The 22,196-nt window shown below is 36.0% G+C and carries 24 protein-coding genes and 1 pseudogene; 5 read left to right on the top strand and 20 right to left on the bottom strand.

Annotation, left to right across the window (positions count from 1 at the left end; translation table 11 throughout):
- Positions 1 to 47 precede the first annotated feature (47 nt).
- The 6 genes from ACFVR1_RS07390 to ACFVR1_RS07365 form a co-directional block, all read right to left on the bottom strand.
- Entirely contained in the window at positions 48 to 533 is a 486-nt protein-coding gene (locus ACFVR1_RS07390) for a C40 family peptidase (protein ID WP_387582379.1), read from the bottom strand.
- Between the two features lie 363 nt (positions 534 to 896).
- The gene (gene gdhA, locus ACFVR1_RS07385; protein ID WP_387582376.1) at positions 897 to 2,273 is read right to left on the bottom strand and encodes an NADP-specific glutamate dehydrogenase; all 1,377 of its coding nucleotides are present in this window, start codon (positions 2,271 to 2,273) and stop codon (positions 897 to 899) included.
- A 502-nt stretch (positions 2,274 to 2,775) separates the two neighbouring features.
- Positions 2,776 to 4,374, bottom strand: a complete 1,599-nt coding sequence (locus tag ACFVR1_RS07380; protein WP_387582374.1) for a M20/M25/M40 family metallo-hydrolase — start codon at positions 4,372 to 4,374, stop codon at positions 2,776 to 2,778.
- Positions 4,375 to 4,476: 102 nt separating this feature from the next.
- Positions 4,477 to 5,874, bottom strand: coding sequence for an amino acid permease (locus ACFVR1_RS07375; protein WP_387582372.1), 1,398 nt, complete (start codon positions 5,872 to 5,874; stop codon positions 4,477 to 4,479).
- Between the two features lie 87 nt (positions 5,875 to 5,961).
- Complete coding sequence (locus ACFVR1_RS07370) at positions 5,962 to 6,729, bottom strand: dimethylarginine dimethylaminohydrolase family protein (protein ID WP_387582370.1); 768 nt, start codon at positions 6,727 to 6,729, stop codon at positions 5,962 to 5,964.
- Between the two features lie 15 nt (positions 6,730 to 6,744).
- Positions 6,745 to 7,617: a dimethylarginine dimethylaminohydrolase family protein gene (locus ACFVR1_RS07365; protein ID WP_387582367.1), complete on the bottom strand. Its 873-nt coding sequence runs from the start codon at positions 7,615 to 7,617 to the stop codon at positions 6,745 to 6,747.
- A gap of 166 nt (positions 7,618 to 7,783) precedes the next feature.
- Here ACFVR1_RS07365 and ACFVR1_RS07360 point away from each other — a divergent pair, with 166 nt between their 5' ends.
- Positions 7,784 to 8,521 carry an IclR family transcriptional regulator gene (locus ACFVR1_RS07360; RefSeq protein WP_387582364.1) on the top strand — a complete coding sequence of 246 codons (738 nt, stop codon included), beginning with the start codon at positions 7,784 to 7,786 and terminating at the stop codon, positions 8,519 to 8,521.
- Positions 8,522 to 8,642: 121 nt separating this feature from the next.
- Here ACFVR1_RS07360 and ACFVR1_RS07355 read toward each other — a convergent pair whose 3' ends face one another.
- The 4 genes from ACFVR1_RS07355 to ACFVR1_RS07340 all read right to left on the bottom strand — a co-directional run bounded on the left by ACFVR1_RS07355 (position 8,643) and on the right by ACFVR1_RS07340 (position 11,767).
- Positions 8,643 to 9,074 carry a HEAT repeat domain-containing protein gene (locus ACFVR1_RS07355; RefSeq protein ID WP_387582362.1) on the bottom strand — a complete coding sequence of 144 codons (432 nt, stop codon included), beginning with the start codon at positions 9,072 to 9,074 and terminating at the stop codon, positions 8,643 to 8,645.
- 483 nt (positions 9,075 to 9,557) lie between these two features.
- A complete protein-coding gene (locus tag ACFVR1_RS07350; RefSeq protein WP_387582359.1) occupies positions 9,558 to 10,001 on the bottom strand; it encodes a DUF5085 family protein in 444 nt (147 codons plus the stop codon).
- On the bottom strand, positions 10,001 to 10,450 hold the full coding sequence (locus ACFVR1_RS07345) for a DUF5085 family protein (RefSeq protein ID WP_387582357.1): 450 nt from the start codon (positions 10,448 to 10,450) through the stop codon (positions 10,001 to 10,003). The genes ACFVR1_RS07350 and ACFVR1_RS07345 overlap by 1 nt, the downstream gene beginning before the upstream one ends.
- 744 nt (positions 10,451 to 11,194) lie before the next feature.
- Positions 11,195 to 11,767, bottom strand: a complete 573-nt coding sequence (locus ACFVR1_RS07340) for a TetR/AcrR family transcriptional regulator (protein ID WP_387582355.1) — start codon at positions 11,765 to 11,767, stop codon at positions 11,195 to 11,197.
- A 363-nt stretch (positions 11,768 to 12,130) separates the two neighbouring features.
- Between ACFVR1_RS07340 and ACFVR1_RS07335 the strand changes: the two are divergent.
- Positions 12,131 to 12,232 (top strand): annotated as a pseudogene (locus ACFVR1_RS07335) (DUF3243 family protein); the annotation flags it as partial.
- 58 nt (positions 12,233 to 12,290) lie between these two features.
- Here ACFVR1_RS07335 and ACFVR1_RS07330 read toward each other — a convergent pair.
- The 4 genes from ACFVR1_RS07330 to ACFVR1_RS07315 all read right to left on the bottom strand — a co-directional run bounded on the left by ACFVR1_RS07330 (position 12,291) and on the right by ACFVR1_RS07315 (position 14,865).
- Positions 12,291 to 13,124 (bottom strand): STAS domain-containing protein, encoded by an 834-nt coding sequence (locus tag ACFVR1_RS07330; RefSeq protein WP_387582353.1) that lies wholly within the window; start codon positions 13,122 to 13,124, stop codon positions 12,291 to 12,293.
- 11 nt (positions 13,125 to 13,135) lie between these two features.
- A complete protein-coding gene (gene ytxJ / locus ACFVR1_RS07325; RefSeq protein ID WP_387582350.1) occupies positions 13,136 to 13,468 on the bottom strand; it encodes a bacillithiol system redox-active protein YtxJ in 333 nt (110 codons plus the stop codon).
- Between the two features lie 130 nt (positions 13,469 to 13,598).
- Positions 13,599 to 14,114 (bottom strand): divergent PAP2 family protein, encoded by a 516-nt coding sequence (locus ACFVR1_RS07320; RefSeq protein ID WP_387582348.1) that lies wholly within the window; start codon positions 14,112 to 14,114, stop codon positions 13,599 to 13,601.
- Between the two features lie 85 nt (positions 14,115 to 14,199).
- Entirely contained in the window at positions 14,200 to 14,865 is a 666-nt protein-coding gene (locus ACFVR1_RS07315; RefSeq protein ID WP_387582346.1) for a Dph6-related ATP pyrophosphatase, read from the bottom strand.
- Positions 14,866 to 15,171: 306 nt separating this feature from the next.
- On the opposite strand from ACFVR1_RS07315, the gene ACFVR1_RS07310 reads away from it, so the two are divergent.
- Complete coding sequence (locus tag ACFVR1_RS07310; RefSeq protein ID WP_387582344.1) at positions 15,172 to 15,477, top strand: transposase; 306 nt, start codon at positions 15,172 to 15,174, stop codon at positions 15,475 to 15,477.
- A 144-nt stretch (positions 15,478 to 15,621) separates the two neighbouring features.
- Positions 15,622 to 15,957, top strand: coding sequence for a DUF5658 family protein (locus tag ACFVR1_RS07305; protein WP_387582452.1), 336 nt, complete (start codon positions 15,622 to 15,624; stop codon positions 15,955 to 15,957).
- 64 nt (positions 15,958 to 16,021) lie between these two features.
- On the opposite strand, the gene ACFVR1_RS07300 is transcribed toward ACFVR1_RS07305, so the two are convergent.
- The 5 genes from ACFVR1_RS07300 to ACFVR1_RS07280 form a co-directional block, all read right to left on the bottom strand.
- The gene (locus tag ACFVR1_RS07300; RefSeq protein ID WP_387582342.1) at positions 16,022 to 17,011 is read right to left on the bottom strand and encodes a M23 family metallopeptidase; all 990 of its coding nucleotides are present in this window, start codon (positions 17,009 to 17,011) and stop codon (positions 16,022 to 16,024) included.
- Between the two features lie 199 nt (positions 17,012 to 17,210).
- Positions 17,211 to 17,909: a gamma-glutamyl-gamma-aminobutyrate hydrolase family protein gene (locus tag ACFVR1_RS07295; protein ID WP_387582339.1), complete on the bottom strand. Its 699-nt coding sequence runs from the start codon at positions 17,907 to 17,909 to the stop codon at positions 17,211 to 17,213.
- 102 nt (positions 17,910 to 18,011) lie between these two features.
- Positions 18,012 to 18,467, bottom strand: a complete 456-nt coding sequence (locus ACFVR1_RS07290) for a nucleoside deaminase (RefSeq protein ID WP_387582336.1) — start codon at positions 18,465 to 18,467, stop codon at positions 18,012 to 18,014.
- Positions 18,468 to 18,798: 331 nt separating this feature from the next.
- A complete protein-coding gene (locus tag ACFVR1_RS07285; protein WP_387582334.1) occupies positions 18,799 to 19,254 on the bottom strand; it encodes a TlpA family protein disulfide reductase in 456 nt (151 codons plus the stop codon).
- Between the two features lie 194 nt (positions 19,255 to 19,448).
- Positions 19,449 to 19,991: a peroxiredoxin gene (locus tag ACFVR1_RS07280; protein WP_387582332.1), complete on the bottom strand. Its 543-nt coding sequence runs from the start codon at positions 19,989 to 19,991 to the stop codon at positions 19,449 to 19,451.
- A gap of 304 nt (positions 19,992 to 20,295) precedes the next feature.
- Here ACFVR1_RS07280 and ACFVR1_RS07275 point away from each other — a divergent pair, with 304 nt between their 5' ends.
- Complete coding sequence (locus tag ACFVR1_RS07275; RefSeq protein ID WP_387582330.1) at positions 20,296 to 21,105, top strand: alpha/beta fold hydrolase; 810 nt, start codon at positions 20,296 to 20,298, stop codon at positions 21,103 to 21,105.
- Positions 21,106 to 21,217: 112 nt separating this feature from the next.
- Here the strand turns inward: ACFVR1_RS07275 and ACFVR1_RS07270 are convergent, their stop codons facing one another.
- Positions 21,218 to 22,111 carry an NAD-dependent epimerase/dehydratase family protein gene (locus tag ACFVR1_RS07270; RefSeq protein WP_387582327.1) on the bottom strand — a complete coding sequence of 298 codons (894 nt, stop codon included), beginning with the start codon at positions 22,109 to 22,111 and terminating at the stop codon, positions 21,218 to 21,220.
- Between the last annotated feature and the right edge of the window lie 85 nt (positions 22,112 to 22,196).

The raw sequence follows: 22,196 nt of genomic DNA, 5'->3' as shown, positions 1-22,196 counted from the left end.
TAAAAAACCGTTTCAGCACAATGCCGAAACGGTTTTATCATTTAAATTTATTTTCTTGCTACAGCTACTTTTGCTACTTTTTTAGCTCCAACATATTTTGAACCCCAGTAATATGGGTCATTTAATTTATCAACTCTAACACCTTTTGATGTAGAAGCATGAATAAATTTTCCACTGCCTATGTACATTCCAACATGGGATACGCCTTTACCTGTTGTGTTAAAGAAAACTAAGTCTCCCACGGCTAAATTAGATTTTTTCACGGATGTTCCTGTGCTGTACATTCCAGCTGCTGTTCTTGGTAAATAAACTCCGTGTTGTTTGTAAACATACCCTACGAATCCTGAACAGTCAAATCCTGCCTTCGTTGTTCCACCAGTACGATAATTAATTCCTACTAGACTTTTCGCACTCGATACGATTTGAGTCGATGCTACAGAGCTTGCTGCTTCTGTATTTCCTGCAAATGTTCCCGCGGCTAAAATTACAGTTAAACTAAAGATAGTAATGATTTTTTTAAACAAAGAAGTCAAATCTCATGTTCCTCCAAAAGCTTTAAATTCGAAAAACGTTCTTACAAAAATTGTTTGAAAATTTCTCTACACCCATACTAACACGAACTAAACCGAAGTGATTTTACAGTTGTGTAACAATTCTATTACATAAAACGTCTAATACCACTACAGAAATGTTACTGGTGCCAGGCACCAAAACTAACGTGAATGTTTAAACAATCGTGTTTGTTTGTACAAAAGAGAAAATTTCTACTAGACATATAGTTTCGGTGCCTGGTATCTATAAAAGCTCTATAGATCTATGGAAATAAAAAAGAATTTATTAAAACAAAAAAGGACCTCATCTCAGTCAAAAGTGACTTTAGAAAAGATCCTGTTCTATTAATGTATGCCATGTGAGACCATGGCATCTGCTACTTTTAAAAATCCAGCAATATTTGCACCTACTACTAGATTTCCTGGATATCCAAAACTATTTGCCGCATCATGGCAACTTGCATAAATATTCTTCATAATACTCTTTAACTTTTCATCTACTTCTTCTACCGTCCAAGAAAGACGCATACTGTTCTGTGACATTTCCATTGCTGAAACTGCCACTCCCCCTGCATTCGCTGCTTTTGCTGGACCAAATAATACTCCATTTGTTTGAAACGCAAGAACCGCTTCCTCGGTACAGGGCATATTTGCTCCTTCCCCGACAGCCTTTACTCCATTTCCAATAAGCAATGCAGCATCTTTCTCATCTAGTTCATTTTGCGTTGCACAAGGTAAAGCAATATCACAAGGGATGGTCCAAATGCCTGTGCAGCCTTCATGATACGTGGATTGTTTATGAAATTTTGTATACTCCTGAATTCTTTTATTATCTAATTCTTTCAACTGAATAACAGTTTGGACGTCAATTCCGTTTGGATCATAAATATATCCGTTAGAATCACTACAAGCCAATACTTTTGAACCGAGCTCAATTGCTTTTTCCATAGCATAAGTAGCCACATTACCCGAGCCTGAAACAATAACTGTTTTTCCTGCGAAGCTACTACCTGCTTCCTTCAGCATTTCTTCCACAAAATAAACACACCCATATCCAGTCGCTTCTTTTCTTCCTAAGCTACCTCCATGATTTGGATCTTTACCTGTGAATACTCCCGCCTCATAACCACCTTTTAACCGGTTATACTGCCCAAACATATAGCCGATTTCTCTCTTACCAACACCAATATCCCCTGCCGGAACGTCCATATCAGCACCAATATATTTACTCAATTCTGTTATAAAACTTTGTGTAAAACGCATAATCTCGCGCTCCGACTTACCTTTAGGATCGAAATCGGAGCCACCCTTTCCTCCACCAATTGGCTGACCGGTCAAGGCATTTTTAAATGTCTGTTCAAAAGCAAGAAACTTTACAATACTGCTATTTACAGTAGGATGAAAACGAATTCCACCTTTATATGGGCCAAGACTATTATTAAATTGAACACGGAAACCACGGTTCACTTGTACTTTCCCAGTATCATCTTCCCAAGCTACACGAAAAGTAATCACTCGGTCGGGCTCCGTAATACGTTCTAAAATTCCGTTATGAATAAATGTAGGATGTTTTAAAAATACTGGACGAAGGGAATCAAAAATTTCACGAGTCGCCTGCAAAAATTCTTTCTCGCCTGGATTGCGTTTCTTCACCAATTCATAGACTTCATGCACATAATCATTTGCTCTGTTTCTTTGTTCCATATCTCTTTGCGATTTCATCTTTATTCTCCCCCCATCTTTTTAAATACCGAAAAAGTAGCATTCTAATCATAAGCTAATCAGTAGTAGCTCCTGCGCAAGCTAGTCGCAGGAAAAGACGTTGCTCCTGCGGTTACTCGTCGCAGGAAAAGACGTTGCTCCTGCGCAGGCTCGTCGCAGAAGAGATGCGCTCCTCAGATTTAGTAAATTGTTACTAGTAAAAAGCATGAATGTAGAATTACCTAGCCCTCTAATCTTAATAACTTTATCCATTATCTCGAAAATTCAAAAAACTTTCAACATAAATATAAAAAGTTTGTTATAAATATGCACTACTAACAATAAATATTCTTTCCTTCACAAAAAAGACAACCTTCCATAAAAGAAACAATTATTACAGTTGTGTTACTGGTGCCAGGCACCAATAACACAACTGTAATAATCCCATCGGGTATTTTTATAATATATTTCTAAATATAAAAAAGTGACTCCAAACGTTTTCGCTTTGGAGTCACTTTTTTCATTAATATAGGCTTTTGATTAGTGTTTCTAGCATGACAGGCAATTCGACGAATGCGCTGTCAACATGTAGACGTTCTGTTCTTTGGTGTGCATCTTTTCCGAATGGTCCAACATTTAATACTGGTCCTTTTAACTGGGCCATATCTTCAAATGGAATGCTGTATGTGTCGCCCCATACTGGTGTGTTACTTTCGAATGCAGTCCATCCATTGCCTTCGTCTTCGTAATTGACATAACTTAAATCACAAATACCATTAAAATAGTGAATTTGTTTAACTGTATTGTCGAACGATTGTGCAGATTGTTTCATTAATTCTACCGCTTCTATTACAAGCGGATGGTTGGATGTATTCACTGCTGGGTAATATGGTGGCGCAAATAGGATTACAGTTGCTGGTGCTAGCTCTTGGCACTGAATCATTAGATCATCGACGATTCGTAGAGATTTTTCACGATCGTCCCAATCTTCTTGCTGAAGTGCTGCTTGTTTCAAGCGTTCTACTTCTTCAGTTCCTAATTTTTTATTTGCATATGCAAGTAGTTGTTCGTAGCGAAGAACCTTTACTTGTCCTACACCATTAACTTGTTCGCGTTCACAAATCACTTGATAGTTCTTATTCAACTCATCCATTGCTTCTGTTGCAACTTGTTCGAAAAGATCCATTACTTCATTTGCCGTACGCTTCAACAAAAACACATTATATAGAGCCACTGCACGATAAGGAGTTTGTGTTGAATACGACATTTTTAAATCTTTTTGTTGCAATGAAACAGGAAGTGGCGTACTTTCACCAAGATCCGTCTCGCGGAATAAAGTATTCCACTCCATACGCTGTGTCAAATAAGATGCAATATAGTTCGCCGTCATCCCTTTCATCGGCTCTCCAACATGCGTTTCTTTTCCGTAAAATAAAGCAGCCGGCATAATCTTCCCAATAGTTCCGGAATAGATATATTCATCAATATCCGTTGGACTTTGTGAGAAACATGGCTCGCTATTTAAGAATAATTTATAGGTTAAACCAAATTCCTCGCGTAAACGAACTAGCTGCGTAACTGCTGCGCGCATTCCTGCTGAGTTCACTTCCTCATCCGGCACAGTTGTTAGAATAAGATTGATTGGCCATTGTTCTACACTAGCTCTTTCAACTAGCTGCATATGAAGTGCTAATCCCATTTTCATATCCATAGTACCACGGCCAAATAAATACTTTCCTGTTTCCAAATCGATTCGAGCAGACTCAGGTAAATCATCTGGATTTTCTAAAAGTTTTTTCGTCAATTCCTCTGGAAAATATGCAAGCGGTTCTAAAACACCGTACTCTTCTGTTTGAACTGTATCAAAATGACTAATAAGTACGACGGTCTCCGTCGCCTCAGGATGTTTATATAAAGCAGTGACAGCATGTCTTCCAAGACCTGCATCATGCAACTGCAAGTGGCTCGGATGCTCACTAAAATATTTTAACTCTTTTAATTTATCGATCACTTTCGGAGCAAACTTTGTTTCACCTTCCGTTAGTGTAATACTATCCCAACTAACGAGTTCACATAATAATGCTCGAAGTTTTTCAGGCGTTTCCCAAAATAATTGATTCATGTTGAATTTCTCCCTCACAAAGTTCTAGTGCCAGACACTGACACTGTTCTTAACTATCGTAGTTGAGTCCGATTTGTGTCGCGCCTGGCACCTATATATTTCTTATACTGACTTATTATTCTTTTTTCCTAATCTCAACTTATAGAATAGCATACACGCTATAAAAAACCCTACTCCATAGTAAAGTCCTATTCTTTGTTCTGGATCGAAAGCTAAAAATACTAAAATCATTAAACAAAATCCTATACACACAATTGGTACTAAAGGATAAAATGGAACCTTATATTTTAATTCTTCTAATTTTCCACCAGCTTTTATAAATTTTTTGCGGAACATTAACTGAGAAGTAGCAATGCCCATCCAAGAAATAGTAACAGCAATACCTGCGATAGACATTAATAATACGAATACTGCATCCGCTTCCATAACACTAGTTAATAAAGAAAATAAAGAGAATACCATAGTGAAAATTAACGCATTTAATGGTACTTTTCGTTTAGAAAGTTTACCAAATAATTTTGGTGCCATTCCTTCTTTTGCCATCGACCATAATAGTCGAGTAGATGCATATAAACATGAATTCCCAACTGACAAAATTGCCGTTAAAATTACAAAGTTCATAATGCTACCTGCAAACGGAATTCCTGCTAAATTCATTAAAGTAACAAATGGGCTTTCTAGCAAACCAAGTTCCGAAGCCGGAAAAATTGCAGACAATACGATAATTGATGCAATATAAAACACGACGATTCTTATTAAAATTGTGCGAATAGCTTTTGGAATATTCTTTTGAGGATCTTCGGTTTCCCCTGCAGCAATCCCTACCATCTCCGAACCTTGGTAAGAGAAGATAACGTTCATCATCGTCACAAAAACGATTGCAATTCCCGCTGGAAACAATCCAGAAGGTGCCAAGTTGGTAAGTGCTGGTGTCGCTCTATCTTCCAGTGGAATAAGACCGAAAATAGCTCCCACTCCAATTATGATAAACAAAATTACCGCAACTACTTTAATACCTGCTAACCAAAACTCTGTTTCCGCAAACGCTTTTGTCGATAGAGCATTTAACGAAAATAATAAAACCATAAACAAAGCACACCATATCCAAACAGGAACATCAGGAAACCAATGCTTCATGAGTATCCCGGCGGCAGTAAACTCTACCCCTGCAGTAGCAGCAGAACCGACAAAGTACATCCATCCAAGTGAAAATCCTGCAGACGGACTAATAAAACGAGTTGCATATGTTTGGAAAGAGCCAGTTACTGGCATATAAACGGCAAGTTCTCCCAAACAAATCATAACCATATATAAGATTAATCCTCCAAATAAGTAACCAACTATGGCACCACCTGGACCCGCTTGATTAATCGTATATCCTGCATTTAAAAATAGGCCAGTCCCAATTACTCCTCCAAGAGAAAGCATAAATAAATGGCGGCTCTTCATCGATCTTTTTAATAAATCTCCTTGCACTACTTGATCCCCAATATTTGACATAACACTTTCCCCCATCTATCCCAGGCACCTACAAACAATATTCAGAATAGTCTCGAATTTGTGTGGGTGCCTGGCACCTGTAATATATTAGAATCTTAGTGACAAGCAGCTTAGGCCGCCGTCTTGTTTTCGAACTTCAGACATATCTAATTCGATTGTTTCAAAGCCAGCTTCATTGATTTTGCGTTTCGTTTCGCTATATCCTTGTGGAATAATTACATAGTCGTTCACACGGATACAGTTTGCAGAGTACTCATCTTCTTTGCCAATAACAATTTTTTCGTATGAATCAAAAGCAGGATGATCTACAAATTCGCCTGCAACTACCATTTTATTGTTACCTAAATAAGCAATACCTGTTTTTAAGTGGAAGAATTTTTTAAGTGGAATAATTGTTGCTTCAAATCCTTCGCTTTCAAGAATTTCTTTTAGTTGACGAGCGCCTTCTTCATTTGTACGTTCAGAAATTCCAATATAGAAACAATCTTCTGCTTGAAGAATATCTCCTCCATCAAGTGTTCCAGGTGCTTTAATATAGTGAAACTTCTTATAAAAGTCTTTTAAAACGCTTTCAATTTCAACAATTTCACCGTTACGAGAGTCTGCGCCAGGATTTGTAATAACAGCAAAATCAGATGTAAGAACCGCTGCATCTTCTACAAATGTGGAATCTGGAAACTCTTCACTTGGAGAAAGTAGCGTTACTTCTACTCCACATTTTTTCAAAGTTTCAACGTATGCCTCGTGTTGCACTAATAATTTATCGTAATCTGGTGTCCCTAAATCTGATGTAGTTAACCCTCCTACATAGCTCTTTCCTGGTGTTTTTGCGATAACATTTTTAAATATACTCATTTTCATTTTCCTCCTTTAGTTTCTTACAACTGGACATGTTAAGCATGTTGGTCCACCTGTACCTAATACACTGATTTCTTGACCTTTATATTCATAAACTGTCGCTCCAGCCTCTAGCAGCTGTTGCTTAGTTGAATCATTTCCCTCAACGATGACACAAACTCGTGGTGAAAGCGCTAACACATTACATCCAAGCGTGTCATACTCTGCCTTTGGTACTTCAACTAATTGAATTCCTCGTTCGATTAATAATTGGCGGAAGAATACTGGCATTAATGGTGAATGTACTACTGCCAAATCTTTATCAACCATGCTAATGAAAGACATAAGATGTAGACATTCTGCCTCGCCTTGATCGTGTGGAAGTTGCACAACGATAAACTCATCTACATATGGTGCTGTTATTTCTTTTAATTGGCGAATCGCTTCGTCATTTGTACGATAACCGCGGCCAACTACAAGTGTTTTATCATCTAACCAAACGATATCTCCACCGTCAGATACTGCTTCACCCGTTAACTCTCCAATAACTGGAATCTCTTTTTCTTGTAAAAACTCTTTATAAACCAAAGCTTCAGGTTGTCTTAACTTTTTGCCAGATTTTAAAATGATGGCTCCGGCTGGTGTGAATTTAACTGGGTCATGCGCGTAGATAGAATCTAATCCGACAGTATCTGCCGCTGGAAGATAATCAATTTGAGGTACATGCTTTTCTAAAATCTCGATGAATCCTTTATACTCACGAACCGCCTCGTCAAAATTGGGTTCTTGTAAGTAGTTAAATACTTTCCATTGATCAGACAAATGTGCTTGACTAATAAAAGCTTCATTTGGATGTTTGACAATTACTCGGTCTAACTTTTTAAACATAGATGAATTATATGTCATTTCAATTCTCCTTTTCCGTTGAGTGGAAAACGTTTCCGAATATCGGAAAGTCTATATGTAAAATATAATTGCAATGTGTTACAATGTCAATATATTTAGAATCTTATTTTTTAATTATATCAAAATAGTAAATTAACTTTCCATTTGATAAAAGGAGGCCTATTAGATGCAATCTATCATCCGAGCGATGACTGTTGCGAAAGTGTTAGCAACACATGCGACAGAAAAAGGTGTAACAATTTCAGATCTTTCTAAACTGTGTGAACTTCCACTCAGCACAATGCACAGATTACTTCAAGCAATGATAAAACAAGGAATGGTAGAACAAGATGAACAAACGAAAACTTACAAACTAGGTGTAATTTGGTTGGAGTATGGTCTACAAGTATATGATTCGGTGGATTATATTAGCAAAATTAGACCGGAGATTGAACTATTGTCTAAAGAAGTGGAGGAAAGCGTTTATTTAAGTAAGCCTCTAGGGACGGAATCAATTATTGTAGAAAGAATTGATAGTCTGAACAACCCAATTCGAATTTATGACCAGATGGGTTTACGCATACCAATGAATATTGGAGCTGCCAATAAATCGATGCTAGCAGCTATGCCATCAGCCAAAGCAGAAGGCATACTGTCACAACTCATATCAGCAGACCAAATAACTGAAATGAAAAAAACATTCGATCAAATAAAAAGACAAGGATACGCAACAAGCCACTCCGAAAGAACAGAAGGCACATCCTCAGTAGCAGTGTCTATCAAAGATAGCTTCGGTCAAGTAATTGGAGCTATAAGTATAGGAGTCGTTAGCTTCAACCTATCCGAAGAAAGACTAGAGTTTCTAGCTAAAAAAGCTATAGAAACAGGAAACCGAATCTCACAAAAACTAGTATCCAGCCATTAACAAAAGCCCTTTGACACAACTCAAAGGGCTTTTCTCTACAAAAAAAGTGTTACAAATATATTACCGGTGCCTGGCACCTGTAACATATTTGTAACACTGATTTATGAAATCTTCATGGAAGTTATTTCCCTACGCTAGCCCATTCTTTTTCTAACCAGTCGATGCCTCTTTCGCCTTCGTATGCATCGTACACGTCGATTCGCATTCTTTTTAATTTTGTTGCGAATTCTTCAAATGTATGGTCTTTCGGTAAACTCTTCTTCACTCGTAAGAAAACTTTATTAGCCCCTTTAACGACTTCGAATTTTTTTTGAGCTGGTAATTGAACATTTTCTCCAAACTCTATAAGAATGCGATATGCAGCTTCTTGAATTTTGTAAACAGGATCATTTGCTAATCTTGTTTTCAAAATATCAATTACTTGGCTTGTATTATAACTTCCAAGCTCTTCCACAGCTTCATAACGAGCTCTCCAGCTTGCTGTGCGGTTTACCGCTTTTTTAAGTTCCTCATAATTCTCTGGCAGTTCATCTTTAATAATTTTTTTACTCAAAAATTCCAAACTCCTTTTACTTCAATTTATATGAGATGATCGATTTATCAATTTAGTTGGTTTATCTGTAGAAATCATTTCTTCTCTTTCTACATTATATACTACAAACCTCATATCTCCTATTTTGTATAGGTCATTTCCATTAGAGTTATGGCTCTTGCTACGGATGTTTGTCCCTCTCCCTCTGGAACTATTTGAAGTCAAGGTGTTTTTGGTTTTGATAATGAAAGATAATATCCTGTCCTACTCTTTTAAAAGCGGACGAAGATACAATTTCGTCCGCTGCTTCGCTTCTTTATCCATCGATACGAAACAACTTGTCATTCTTATTTGTCCAGTTGATTGGAGCGAAAGGCGGCGGGCTCCTAGGGGATTAGCCAGCAAGATGCTTCCACTTTCGAAAGTTTCGATATCAGTGGAAATCAACCTCTTCATGGTATAGAAATTTATATAATTTCTGGTCATTAAAATAATACTATTTTCTTACACTACCCCTATACTCATTTCAGCATAGATTTGATTAGAGTTTGTCTTTTTGAACTGAATGAAAACTGGTGTTTTTTGAATTCTTTGGTGATTCTTCAAATACTCGAAAAGTTCACTATATTTTACGGGGAACTGCACTTCAAAGTCATCAATTACTCTAACCATAAGTAAGTTATCTACACTAAAATAACTTTGAAAATTTATTTCCTCTTCTTTTGGTAAAGAAAAATAATTTTCATCAATTGGTAAAAACAATTCAACGGACATAACTTCATCTTTTGGATCACTAATAGAAAAGAAAATTGAACCTGTAGGATGATAACCATTACTAGTTAAGATCATATGGAAACTTTTAATCGCACTATCAATTTCCTTGGGTAATAAGGCATAAAGTTTGGATGCAACATTTCGATAGGAGATTTGATGGTTTTTTGCAATCATTATTCATCACCCTGTTCTTTAATAGGAACATAAAAATCAGCAATATAATCATCGTAAACTTCTAGTAAAACGCAATAGTACTTCTTATCCAGCTCTATTTGATGAAAGTTAGCATAATTTTCAAACGTTTCATAAGCACTATAAAAATCTATATCTTGTTGTCTCAGAAGTAGTGCTCTTTCTAGGATTAAGGAATCTTGAAAGCTAAAGTTACTTTCCTCTGTAAGATGAAGTGTGCTATTTATTGGTAAGTAGTATGTAAACTTCCCTGTTTTTCCTTCTGCTGAATTTGGAGAAAAAGAAAAAAATAGCGGTCCATTCTTGTATACATCTTTATTTACAATAGTATCCTCCATTATAGTAATACCTTCTTGCCAATCCTCTTTCTTCTGAACGACTTCATATGTTAAAACGTTATTAAAAACCAAAGAACACATATCTATTCCCATCTTCAAACTCACCCTTTCTAAAGTGATTTCTTTCTATATAAGTATCTAAGCTTGTTTAAAGAGTTTTTAAAACAAATTTAATTATGCAAATATCACTAGTACCCTGCACAATCCAATAAAACTAAAATGTAATTATAACCAATTACTACCTTATATGATTTTATATTTCAAAAGCTCAATTTCGAACAAGGTAGAAAACGATATATAATCCAAAATCTACAGCTTCTAGTAAATAGCTTTACATTCATTATCTAGATGTATTTGAAAACTATATTTCAAATTAAATCTTTTCTAAATTTACACCCGAGAAAAATATGGAAATAAAACTTCCTAACTTTTCCTTATATTAATACATAACATGACCACCTCTCCTCGTCAAAAAAAGAAGGTAATGAAGAAATAAATCTCAGTACTATTAACCCACGGACTATTGTCACTTTCTTAAAATACCTAAAACTATCTAATATATTTTTTACTTAAAAAATTGAAACCCTCTCATTTATATCAAAAAAATATAATAAAAAAAATAAAACCATTTATTTAGATTCATTTTTTTCGAAATATCCCTCATAAACATCTTGGTATAAAGATACTTGAAATCACTATAAACATCTCGTTCTTTCTACCTCTCTATTAAATGAACATTTCAGGTGCCTGACACCAGTAACACTTTTGACATATAAATATCTGACAATAAAAAAATACCTTCCACAGATTTCTCTATGTAAAGGTACGAGTCCAATACTATTTTTTTTGAATACCTGTAAAATAGATCTCAACTAGCACTTCTGCTAAATCAACTGGTTTACTTTTTTTCGTCAAAATCTCATTTAACGTTAATCGTTCAATAGAACCAACAAGGCTTTCTGCTACTAAGTCCATTGGATACGCATCAGAAAAATAGCCCATCCTTTGCTCCTCTTTTAAATTTTCCGTAATTTGTTTCACCATATTTTCTTTCAATTCTTTAGCTGAATCAGCTTCAACAAATCCAATTTTCGTTAACAAGGGATTCTCCTCAAAAAAAGTAAAAATACGAGTTAATCCTAAACATATTTGAAGTTTAAGCGAATGTGTTTCTAAGTTTTCCTCTAAAAGACTAGCTGAAGTTAAATTTATTAACTGCAATTGAAAAAACTCTGTTATTTCTAGAAAAATAGCCTCTTTACTTTCAAAATACAAATAAAAAGTAGGCTGCGTTACCTTAGCTTTATTGACAATATCACTAATCTTTGTAGAGTGATATCCACACTCCGCAAACTGCTCAACCGCTTTCTCTAATAGCAATTGCTTAGTCACTTCTCCGTCAGAGTCCACTTTCCTACCTCTTGGCATATCTATCAAACACCTCTACTTACCCCATAATGTCACAAACTATAACACAAGTATAAAATACCGAAAGAATAATGTATATTACCTTCACAACCAACCTATTACAAAAGTGTTTCAGGTGCCTGGCACCAGTAACACTTTTGTAATATTCAACTTCATAGCACAATTTTAATTCCCTCAGAAAAAATGCCCCAACACCCATAAGTGCTGGAACAAGTGCATTTCTCTAGTTATCTGTTCTTTCATCAGATGGTGAAATGTCGTCAAAAGAATACAAATCATCTGTCGCTGAGATATTATAGCCTTTATTCAAAGCCCCGTCTCTCCCCGAATTCGTAACCACCATTACGTTCCTTAGAAGAAAACCTATTACAAGAATTATGGAAATCAGGAAACAAAGAGCAACAACATGCACTAGCACATATGTTAGTAAACATGGTTAGTGAATAAATCTTATCAATACAATAAGAACCGCACCTTCAGTGAAGGAGCGGTTCTTTTTTTCAATTTATTTACTTAATATATTCTTTTCCAAACTATCAATAGCATGTTTCACACTACCAAATGTATGAAACGAAGTAAAGTCTATCCCAGCTCGAACAATTACCATTGAAAGATTTGGACGAATACCTGTAAACATAACATGAATTCCTAGCAATTCAAGTACATTATGAATAGTAAAAATGTGTTGAGCAATTTCCGTATCAATCATAAGTATTCCAGAAAAATCAATAATTAAATGATCGATTTCAAAATCAGGCATCGTTGGTACGACATAATCTAACAAATGTTGGACTCGCTCATAATTTATATCGCCAACTAATGGTAAAATCGCTATTCCCTTTTGTATTGGAACAATAGGTGCTGATAATTTGTTTATTTCTTTCTTCCGTTCACTCATTAATTCATCTCGATAAGTCTCGTAAGCAATCATCGTTTCTGCCATACTTACATCCATCAAGTAACAAATTCGATTATTTATTTTGACAACTTCCTCGGTTGAGAGACCAAGTTCTATCGATATTTTTGTAATATATTCTAAATACATTAAACGATTTTTGGCATATGGTTTAATTATTTTAGAGAACTGAGTAAAAACAGCTGCTTGTTGTTCACCGTTTTTTTTACTCCATTTAATTAATTCCTCTGCAGCAGTATCATTTGTTTCATTAAATGAATTTGCGAGTAGTTCTAAAAAATCTACATTATTTTTAATAGATTGCTCAAGCATTTCATTCGTAACTTGATAGTTAACATGCTCGATTGCTAAATCAATCATTTCACGGGCAATTTTCTCTGCATTTTCAATTAAATATTGTCCTACTTTTTTTATTCCATCCACTTTTTCTCCCCCTAGAAAGATTCCACAGCTTTTGTTAGATCTTTTTTTGTAATTTTCCAATGAGATGCATTCCAAACCGCTTTCCCATTCGAAATCAAAAATGCTTGAGGTGATTCATGCTTTATACCTAAATCCGTTCCAACTTCATTAGACACCGCTCTACTTTCAATTACTTTTACTAAAAAGGTTTTAATCGGAGAATCAAAAGAACTGAACTCTCCGTATGCATGCGCACTCACCGGACAAGTTGTACTATGTTTAAACACCAAAATTGGCTCTTTATTCGATTGTTCCAAAATATCCTTCCATTGACTAACTGATGTTATCTCTTCATAAACTGTCATCCAAAAACCCCTCCTAAATAATCTACTTTAAATCTATATACCCTATTATACCTTATATACCATCCCCATATATTATTACAAGATTATTACTGGTGCCAGGCACCAGTAATAATCTTGTAATAAAAAGCCCTCACAAGTCATGAGACTTATGAGGGGTGGAATTTTTCCTTGCTTTTCTTTCATCATTTTCTATTTTGGCAGAAACTAAACCAATCGCTATGCCTAGAAGGGCACCTGCTCCTACTTCAACCGGTTGATGACCCAGTAGTTCTTCCAATTCCTCTTCATTCTTAACGTATTCCAAACTTGGAAATTCACCTGAGAGTTTTGTTATCTTATCTTCTAAATCATTCACCAGGTGAGCAATTTCACCAGTATGCCTTCTAATACCTTGCGCATCGTACATGACGATTGTACCGAACACTACAGCAAGTGCGGTTTCAGTGTGGCGTGTTCCTCTTTTTGCCGCTACATAAGAGGCAATTGCCGCAACGCCTGCAGAGTGCGAGCTTGGCATCCCACCTGTTGTTAACGCTTGTTTTACATCCCAATTACCTGTTAATTTTTTATACGTCAAAATTTTTAGGCCTTGAGCAATCCCTATTGCAGACAATGCCGTTACGATCCCTCTATTCATCCTCTTCATGCGACATCCTCCAGTAGAAAAAGGTATTTTCTTATATACGATGCCCCTTTGAAGAGATAATTAATCGGAAAAGACCGAAAAGAATTTAAACCTTTTTATTTAATAAAACAGGAGCAAAAATATAGTCCCCTCTTTGGACAGGCTCTCCAATTTGAACTGGTATCCTCTCCGTAAAAATTGGTCCATCGACAATTACCGTATGAAATTCCCCGCTTTCTCCACACGAATCAATGCCTTCTGCTTCTAGTTCTTCAATTAACGCTCTTGTAAAACGTTTACCTACGTATTTTGCCGGCATCATCTTTGTATTCACCACAACAATCCAAGCCTCAAATCCAGCATCCAATAATTCTTCTACAATTGCCCGACGAGGTATTTTCCACAAAGGATGTACAGAAACGATATCCGATTTTTCACAAGTAGTCTTTACCCACTCTAAATGATCCTCGATGTCAATATCTCCGAATACTCCATGCGTAATCCCTTCTTCCCTACACTCATTCATCGCTTCGTTAAACTGAACCTCATATGTACTCCAACTCGCCTCTTTTATTAATAAAGGCATACCAAGTCGTTCTGCTTGTGCCTTCACTACCTCTAGAGGAAGGGCATGCGATTTGGAAACCTCTCCATCTTCTTCAAACATCGTCAACAACTTTTTAGGAATCATCCCTAATTTCAATGCACGGTAATAAGCCATCGCTGAATCCTTCCCACCACTCCAAGAAGAAACGAATGAAACATTTTTCAAGATTGATCACACTCCTTTTTAAAATCCTATAAAATATTCACCTTACTTCAAAATTAACATGAATGAAAAACAAAAGATATGTAAAAGCTAGCTGATAGCCAGGTTATACCATTTTTTTGTAATTTAAATATACCTTCATTAATTGAAAACTCTATACAAATATTGATTTAACTATTATCCCAGACTGTTCGGACGATACCATATTAAAGTTGATTCCACATTTTGATTTTATAAGGTTTTATAAATTGGATGACAACTATTAGCAATTAAAACAGGAAGTACCTAATAAGATAAGGAGGACCAATTATGCACGGCCAATTTAGAAAAAGATATACTAAAACAACAATGGAACAGAAAGTGTATGCAGTAAAAGAAGTTATTGATAATGGACGTGGACGCAAAGAGTTAGCTCACGAATTAAATGTGAGTGTTAATTCAATCACAACTTGGATAAGAAAGTATAAGGAATGCGGAGTAAATGGTTTCTCCTCTTTCTCAAGGGATGAAATAGAACGATTAAAAGAAATTGAATTAAAATATTATGAACAATTAAAAGAAATGGAAAATCTCAAAAACCCTCCAACCTTTACCCACCTAAGAAAATTATCTTAGAGGTAATATTAGCAAAACTCTCTATGTCAACTTAATGACTTAGGGAGTTTTTCTATCCAAAAGAATAAATCCCCTACAAACTACGTATAATCCAACAACTATTTCTGCATACTGTAACAGTCACTAAAATGAAAGGAAGTTCAAATCATAGAAACAAAGCAAATACTTTTTTCATATACAAAACCAACTAAAGCAGCTACAATTCTTCTAATTTTAGCCATCCTCGATAGCATCTTCACGGACTTCGGCATCCGAAACAATCACATCACTGAAGCAAACCCCATCATGCGAGTTATATACGAATCTAGCATACTCGGATTTTATGCAATAAAAATCTTCCTACCACTTCTTTTAATATACATTACAACAAAACTACATCTAAAAAAAATCATACAATTGCTAATCGGCGCAACCCTACTCATCTACACATATTTACTCGCACAGCATATTTACTGGCTTTCACTCATTATAAGCAAATAAAATAAAACTATATGACAAAGTTGTTACTGGTGCCAGGCACCGGTAACAACTTTGTAACAATCCATTAACTTCCTTTTTTCTCTTCCTGCTCCCATCGTTTCAATGAAGAGAAAGGGTCGTATGCCCATTCAATTCTTCCGTTAAATTTGTACATTCCGTAATGTAAGTGAGGTGGAAATTTTCCTGCAGTTCCTTTTTTTCCATAACCCGAACTTCCAACGTAGCCAATTATCGCTCCAGGTGCCAGAATATCTCCTTCTTTAATCCCTTTTTTATAACTGGATAAGTGGGCATAATAATGATAGGTATTATGAATGTCGCGAATACCAATTCGCCATCCCCCGTAATCGTTCCAACCCATTGTTTCTACAATCCCATAGGATGTTGACTTCACTGGAACTCCGTAAGAGGCAAATAAATCTGTTCCTTCGTGTATTCTGCGTCCACCCCAGCCTCTTGACTCGCCCCAAGTACTTTTATAACTAAAATCACGGAGAATATCTAAAGGAAAAGCGTGCTTATCCAAATTTATTGTTTCAAATTGTTTATAGATTTTAGCAATTGTTATGATCTGATTAACAGCTTCATCCCGCTGGTAATACTCTTTTAACGCCCTTTTGAAATCTTTTTCAGTAGGACCGAAGCTACTTAAATACTCTGACATGGTATACATGACATCATCATCATTTTTGCGATCAGCAAATCCGTCTTCATTTCCATCGGCTCCATTTCCCTCAAAGAAGACGATGGAAATTAAATTGGTATCATCATTTTTAGGATTAAGTAAGCCTGTCCAATAATTATCGGAAAATTGGACGGCAACCACACCGTCCCTCTTAGGAATATCATTACGTACTTGTTGAATATTTCGTTCGTATTGATCGACAGCAGCCAGGTAATACCAAGGTAGCGTAATACCTGAGTATTTTAAATAGTAATCCATTCGCTTTTCTAAAACCTGTTCTCTCGAAGGTTCCTCAGCGGCGGAAACGTTTGAGCAAACAAGAAAGAAAAATGCACTAATGAAGCAAATGAGTGATATCAAACGCCGCATTCAAAATGCCTCCTTTTTTTAATACTTAAAGTAGCTTTCCCATTTAAATTTGTTTCATGAATTAAAATTTTTTAATTAACTTCTAAAGATTTTAAAAAAAAAAGGCTGAATGAGATTATTTAAACACAAACCGAGACCATATAAAAAAACGACTGCTAATTAACAGTCGCTTCTAACTATAAACATCAAATTCAATTATTTAAAGGCAAGCATCTATAAATGCCCTAAAAATAGCAGCTGATTCCGAATCCTTTTTTAATAACAAATATTCGGGATGCCATTGCACTCCCAAAACAAACCTATGTTTCTTACTTTCAATTGCCTCGACAATGCCATCACTTGATACAGCACTTACTTCAAAATCATTCGGAACTCCTCGATTTGCCTGATGATGATAGCTATTTACTTTGAATTGTTTAGTTTGTACAATTTCATGTAAAATGGAGCCCTTCGTTACTTGAACATAGTGCGAAGCATGCCAACGCGGAGCTTTTTGGCTATGTTGTAAAAGTTTACATTTAATTTGCGAATAAATATCTTGAAACATATCACCACCAACGGCAATATTTAGAATTTGTGCACCCCTACATATTCCTAAAATCGGTTTATTCAGCTCCAACATTTTTAGTATCAAAGCTATTTCAAAAGCATCTCGCTCAGGTGTGATTTCCCCAAGACCTTGTTGTGGCTCTTCTCCGAATAAAGTAGGATCTATATCCCCGCCACCAGTTAAAAGCAACCCATCTATCATTTCAGCAATTCTATCAATTCCATCGTACACCATATTGGGGAGCACAAGAGGTACTCCTCCAAATTTCGCAATCGCACGCATATTCTCCGTTGGAACAGTCAGAACATCCTCTTTCAAACTGGAAGAAACACCAATAATCGGTCGCAAACAAATCCCCCTATCCTATCCCATCTATTACAGTCATATTACAAATTTGTTACTGGTGCCAGGCACCTGTAATATACTTCACCACGAACAACATATTTATCTTCAGAAATTTCGCTCTTTCCATAATTCCATTGGATTTGACATTCCTTCTTCAATTTCCATATGACGCATCTGGAATATTCGATCGCCTGCTGGTTTTTGCAGTTCCTCATAAATCGTTGCTGACTTTCCGAGCCCAGCTGCTTTTGCATCTTCCAAGGTTGCACAGTAATAAGCTTTTTCAATTCCAGCAAACATCATTGCACTGTAGCACATTGCACAAGGTGCACCACTCGCATATATTATAGATCCAGATAAATCATTAGTTCGTAATTTTTCCTGTGCTCGACGAATCGCAAGCAACTCAGCATGTCCGCTTACGTCATGCTTAATGTGCAACTCATTTACACCCTCTGAGACAACTTCCCCATCTTTCACTAGTACCGCTCCAAATGGTTGGCCTCCACTTTGTACATTTTCGACCGCTAATTCAACCGCTCTTTTCATAAATTTATCCATAATCAGCATTCCTCCTCTTTGAAAATATTTTAGCATATACGAGTATGCAATCGATAATCTAATAAAATGAGCGAACCATTATTAAAATATGGACTACCAAGAATACCATTCATGAAACACCGAATCATTTATCCATAAAATAGCAGTTCAAGACCAATTAAAGTGAACCCGCAATCAATTTACTTGAACCCGAGACTAAATCACCCAATTCCGCAATCAATTCTACTGAACCCGAGACCAAATGCTAAAAATTATTTCAGTTCCAAATAAAAAAGCCAAGAACCACCTGAATTTATAAAAATCCAATTAGTTCTTAGCCATCTATATTTACTTATTCTGCGTTGCGCATTTCATCCAACACTCGGTTAACACGTTTTTCTAGCATTTTCATACCGCTTCCGCCAGCTTGGAAATGGCGGAGTTGTCCGTCTTTATCGAAAACGTAATAAGCTGGAACGTATTGATTTTCAAAAACGTCTGTTAGCTTTAACTCGCTATCAACAAAAATTGGTTGTGTAATATTATGTTCCGCAGCTACTTTTTTAATTTCCTCAAGATCTACATCTTTTTCAGAACGTGGCATATGAACAGCGACAACATTTAGTTCGTCTTTATACTGGTCACGGAACTCGTTCACATTTGGCATTGCTTCTTTACAAAGTCCACAGCTGATTGACCAGAAATGAATTAATGTTGGTTTTTCGCCGACTAGCTCACTAGTGGTTACTTCTCCATTTAACCAGGCAGTAGCGCCAGTTAATTCAGGCATTGGTGTACGTAATTTCATTTCAGAACTTCTCCTTTTCCATATGTAAAAAATTCTCCATGAACTAGTAAATACATGGAGAACTTTTTAAATTCAATTCAAATAAAACTGAGCATATTTATGTTCGAGATTTTATGCTTGATAGCTTCTTAATAAAATCTGCGGTATCTGCTGTAAGTATATTATATTAATCAAATTCAAGTACCTTGATTAAATTATAGTGTTTTTTGACCTGGACGCCAGTTCGCTGGGCACAGACCACCTGTTTGAAGTGCTTGAAGTACGCGAAGTGTTTCATCTACGTCGCGACCGATGTTATTATGGAATACTGTTTGGTACTGCATTTCGCCTTCAGGATTGATGATGAAAAGTCCGCGAAGTGCGATCCCTTCTTCTTCGATTAACACACCATATTCACGTGCAACTGCATGATTTGTATCAGCAGCTAGAGGATATTTTAATTCGCCTAAACCATTGTCTTGGCGAGCTGTGTTAATCCAAGCTAAATGCGTATGAATTGTATCTGTAGATACCCCAATAACTTCTGCATCTAAATCTTCAAACTCATCATAACGATCAGACATCGCCGTGATTTCAGTTGGACAAACAAAAGTAAAATCCATTGGATAAAAGAATAAAACTGTCCATTTATCTTCATTCATTATTTCTTCTAAACTTACTTTACCAAATGACTTGTCCGCTAAAACTGCGTCCATTGTAAAACGTGGTGCTTGTTTACCTACCATGCGCTCTGCCATGTATAATCCCTCCAAAATGATAATTAGTATTATTTACTCACAATTTAAAGGATAGCAAAATCTCCCTTACAAATCAATTTATCCAACTCGAATTTTGTCGCAAATTGCCGTCATATGTCAAGGTAATCATTACATAAATATTACTGGTGCCAGGCACCTGTAATACAACTGCAATAATAGAAGACTCTACTCTCTACTAAAAAATCACGGACGAAGATGCAATTCAGCCCTATTACCACACATCGAATAAATTTAATTATAATCTCATATATTAAAAGATCGCCTTTGTATGGGAGGAATAGTGATGGGTTATTACGTAAAAGTAGAAAAAGGTGTGAATATTTACGTCGAGGATATTAATCCAGCTTCGACTAAAACAATTTTCTTCATACATGGATGGCCCGCAAACCATCAGATGTTCGAGTATCAGTTCGATCATCTCCCCGCAAAGGGCTATCGTTGCATAGGGATAGATATTCGTGGATTTGGCAAATCAAATCGACCTTGGGATGGATATTCTTATGACCGATTGGCAGATGATATCCGCATCATTATTGATACATTAGGATTAGAGAATATTACGCTTGCAGGACACTCAATGGGTGGTGCTATATCTATACGATATATGGCTCGTCATAATGGATACAAAGTTGCAAAACTTGCGCTTATTGGGGCAGCAGCGCCTATTTTCACACAGCGACCAAATTTTCCATACGGATTAACAATAGGAGAAGTCAATAAACTAATTGAAGCTACTTACTCCGATCGCCCTAAAATGTTAAGCGATTTTGGAGATACTTTTTTCGCTCGCTATTTATCCAAAAGCTTTATCGATTGGTTCCATGGGCTTGGGTTAATCGCATCAGGTAACGCTACTGCAAAGTGTTTAGTTTCCTTGCGTGACGAGGATCTCCGAAACGATTTACCCCAAATACAAGTTCCTACAGCTATTATGCATGGAAAACAGGATAAAATATGTCCGTTTATTTTAGGAGAATTAATGCATCAAAGTATACAAAACTCCATTTTAATACCTTTTGAATACAGCGGCCATGGGTTATTTTATTGCGAGAAAGACAAGTTTAATCAAGAACTCGTAAGTTTTATTGGCTAAAAAAACATTACAAGATTATTACTGGTGCCAGGCACCAGTAATAATCTTGTAACATAGAAAAATCCGCTCAGCTTATACGCTTTGGCGGCTATTTTTTATATGAATTGTGAATTTAAGTTATTTTAACTTCTTCTAATATATCTTCGATTAGCACTGGCAGATATTCATTCAAATCTTTAAATTTAAAACCTAAGTTTCTTGCTCGTTTATTGCTAATTAACCACGTCTGAGAAATGTTGTACGGCGAAGCATTGTTTTCATTCGATGTAGCAGTAATTATCGCAGATGTTTGCGCCTTCTCTTCTATTGTAGCAATCATGTCCCCAATTTTTACTTTTCCGTCAGATGTCGCATTAATAGGGCCCGTGAATTCGGAAAGTCCAATCCATGCTAGGAAATGCCCTGCTTCTTCTTCCGATATGAAATCCATACTGGCTTCTGGATTTACTAAATGGATTTCCTCATTATTCACTATTTTCTCTATATGAAATTTAAGACGTTCGGTATAATCATTTAAACCTAAAACAATTGGAAATCTAACTGCTACTACTGGAAATGGAGCTTTCTGAAAAAATACTGCTTCTGCTTGTCGTTTTCCTTCCATATACGAAAATTCCTCTTTTGGTCCTTCAATGATTGGATAGTTGGTTGGAATAAAGTCATCTTCCACATATCCTACTTCTCCATTTCCTTCGTCGTATACAGACTTAGAAGAAGTAAAAACGTATTTCAACGTCTTATCCTTGAACACTTCAATTGCATCTATTGCTTCCTTTGAAGAATAACAGATTTGGTCAAAGATAATATCCCATTTTTCGTTTTTAAAGCGTTCCTTACTTTCAACTAAATTTAATCGATCACATACGATTCTATTCACTCTTGTTGAAAAAGAATCCACTGTTTTTCCTCTTGTGGCAATCGTTACCTCAAATCCTTTATCCAATAATGCTTCCACTAGATGCACGCCAAAAAATCTTGTTCCCCCTAAAACTAAAGCTTTTCTCATTTCTTCATCTCCTTTTATTAATCATAAAAGATAAAACAATAATACGCTATTTTTTCCCAATGCTATTTGTTTAGAACATTATTTT

It is taken from the genome of Psychrobacillus sp. NPDC058041, assembly GCF_042885655.1.
GTDB lineage: Bacteria > Bacillota > Bacilli > Bacillales_A > Planococcaceae > Psychrobacillus.
Note: the sequence above shows the minus strand (reverse complement) of the source record. Positions and strands in the feature narration are given on the sequence as shown.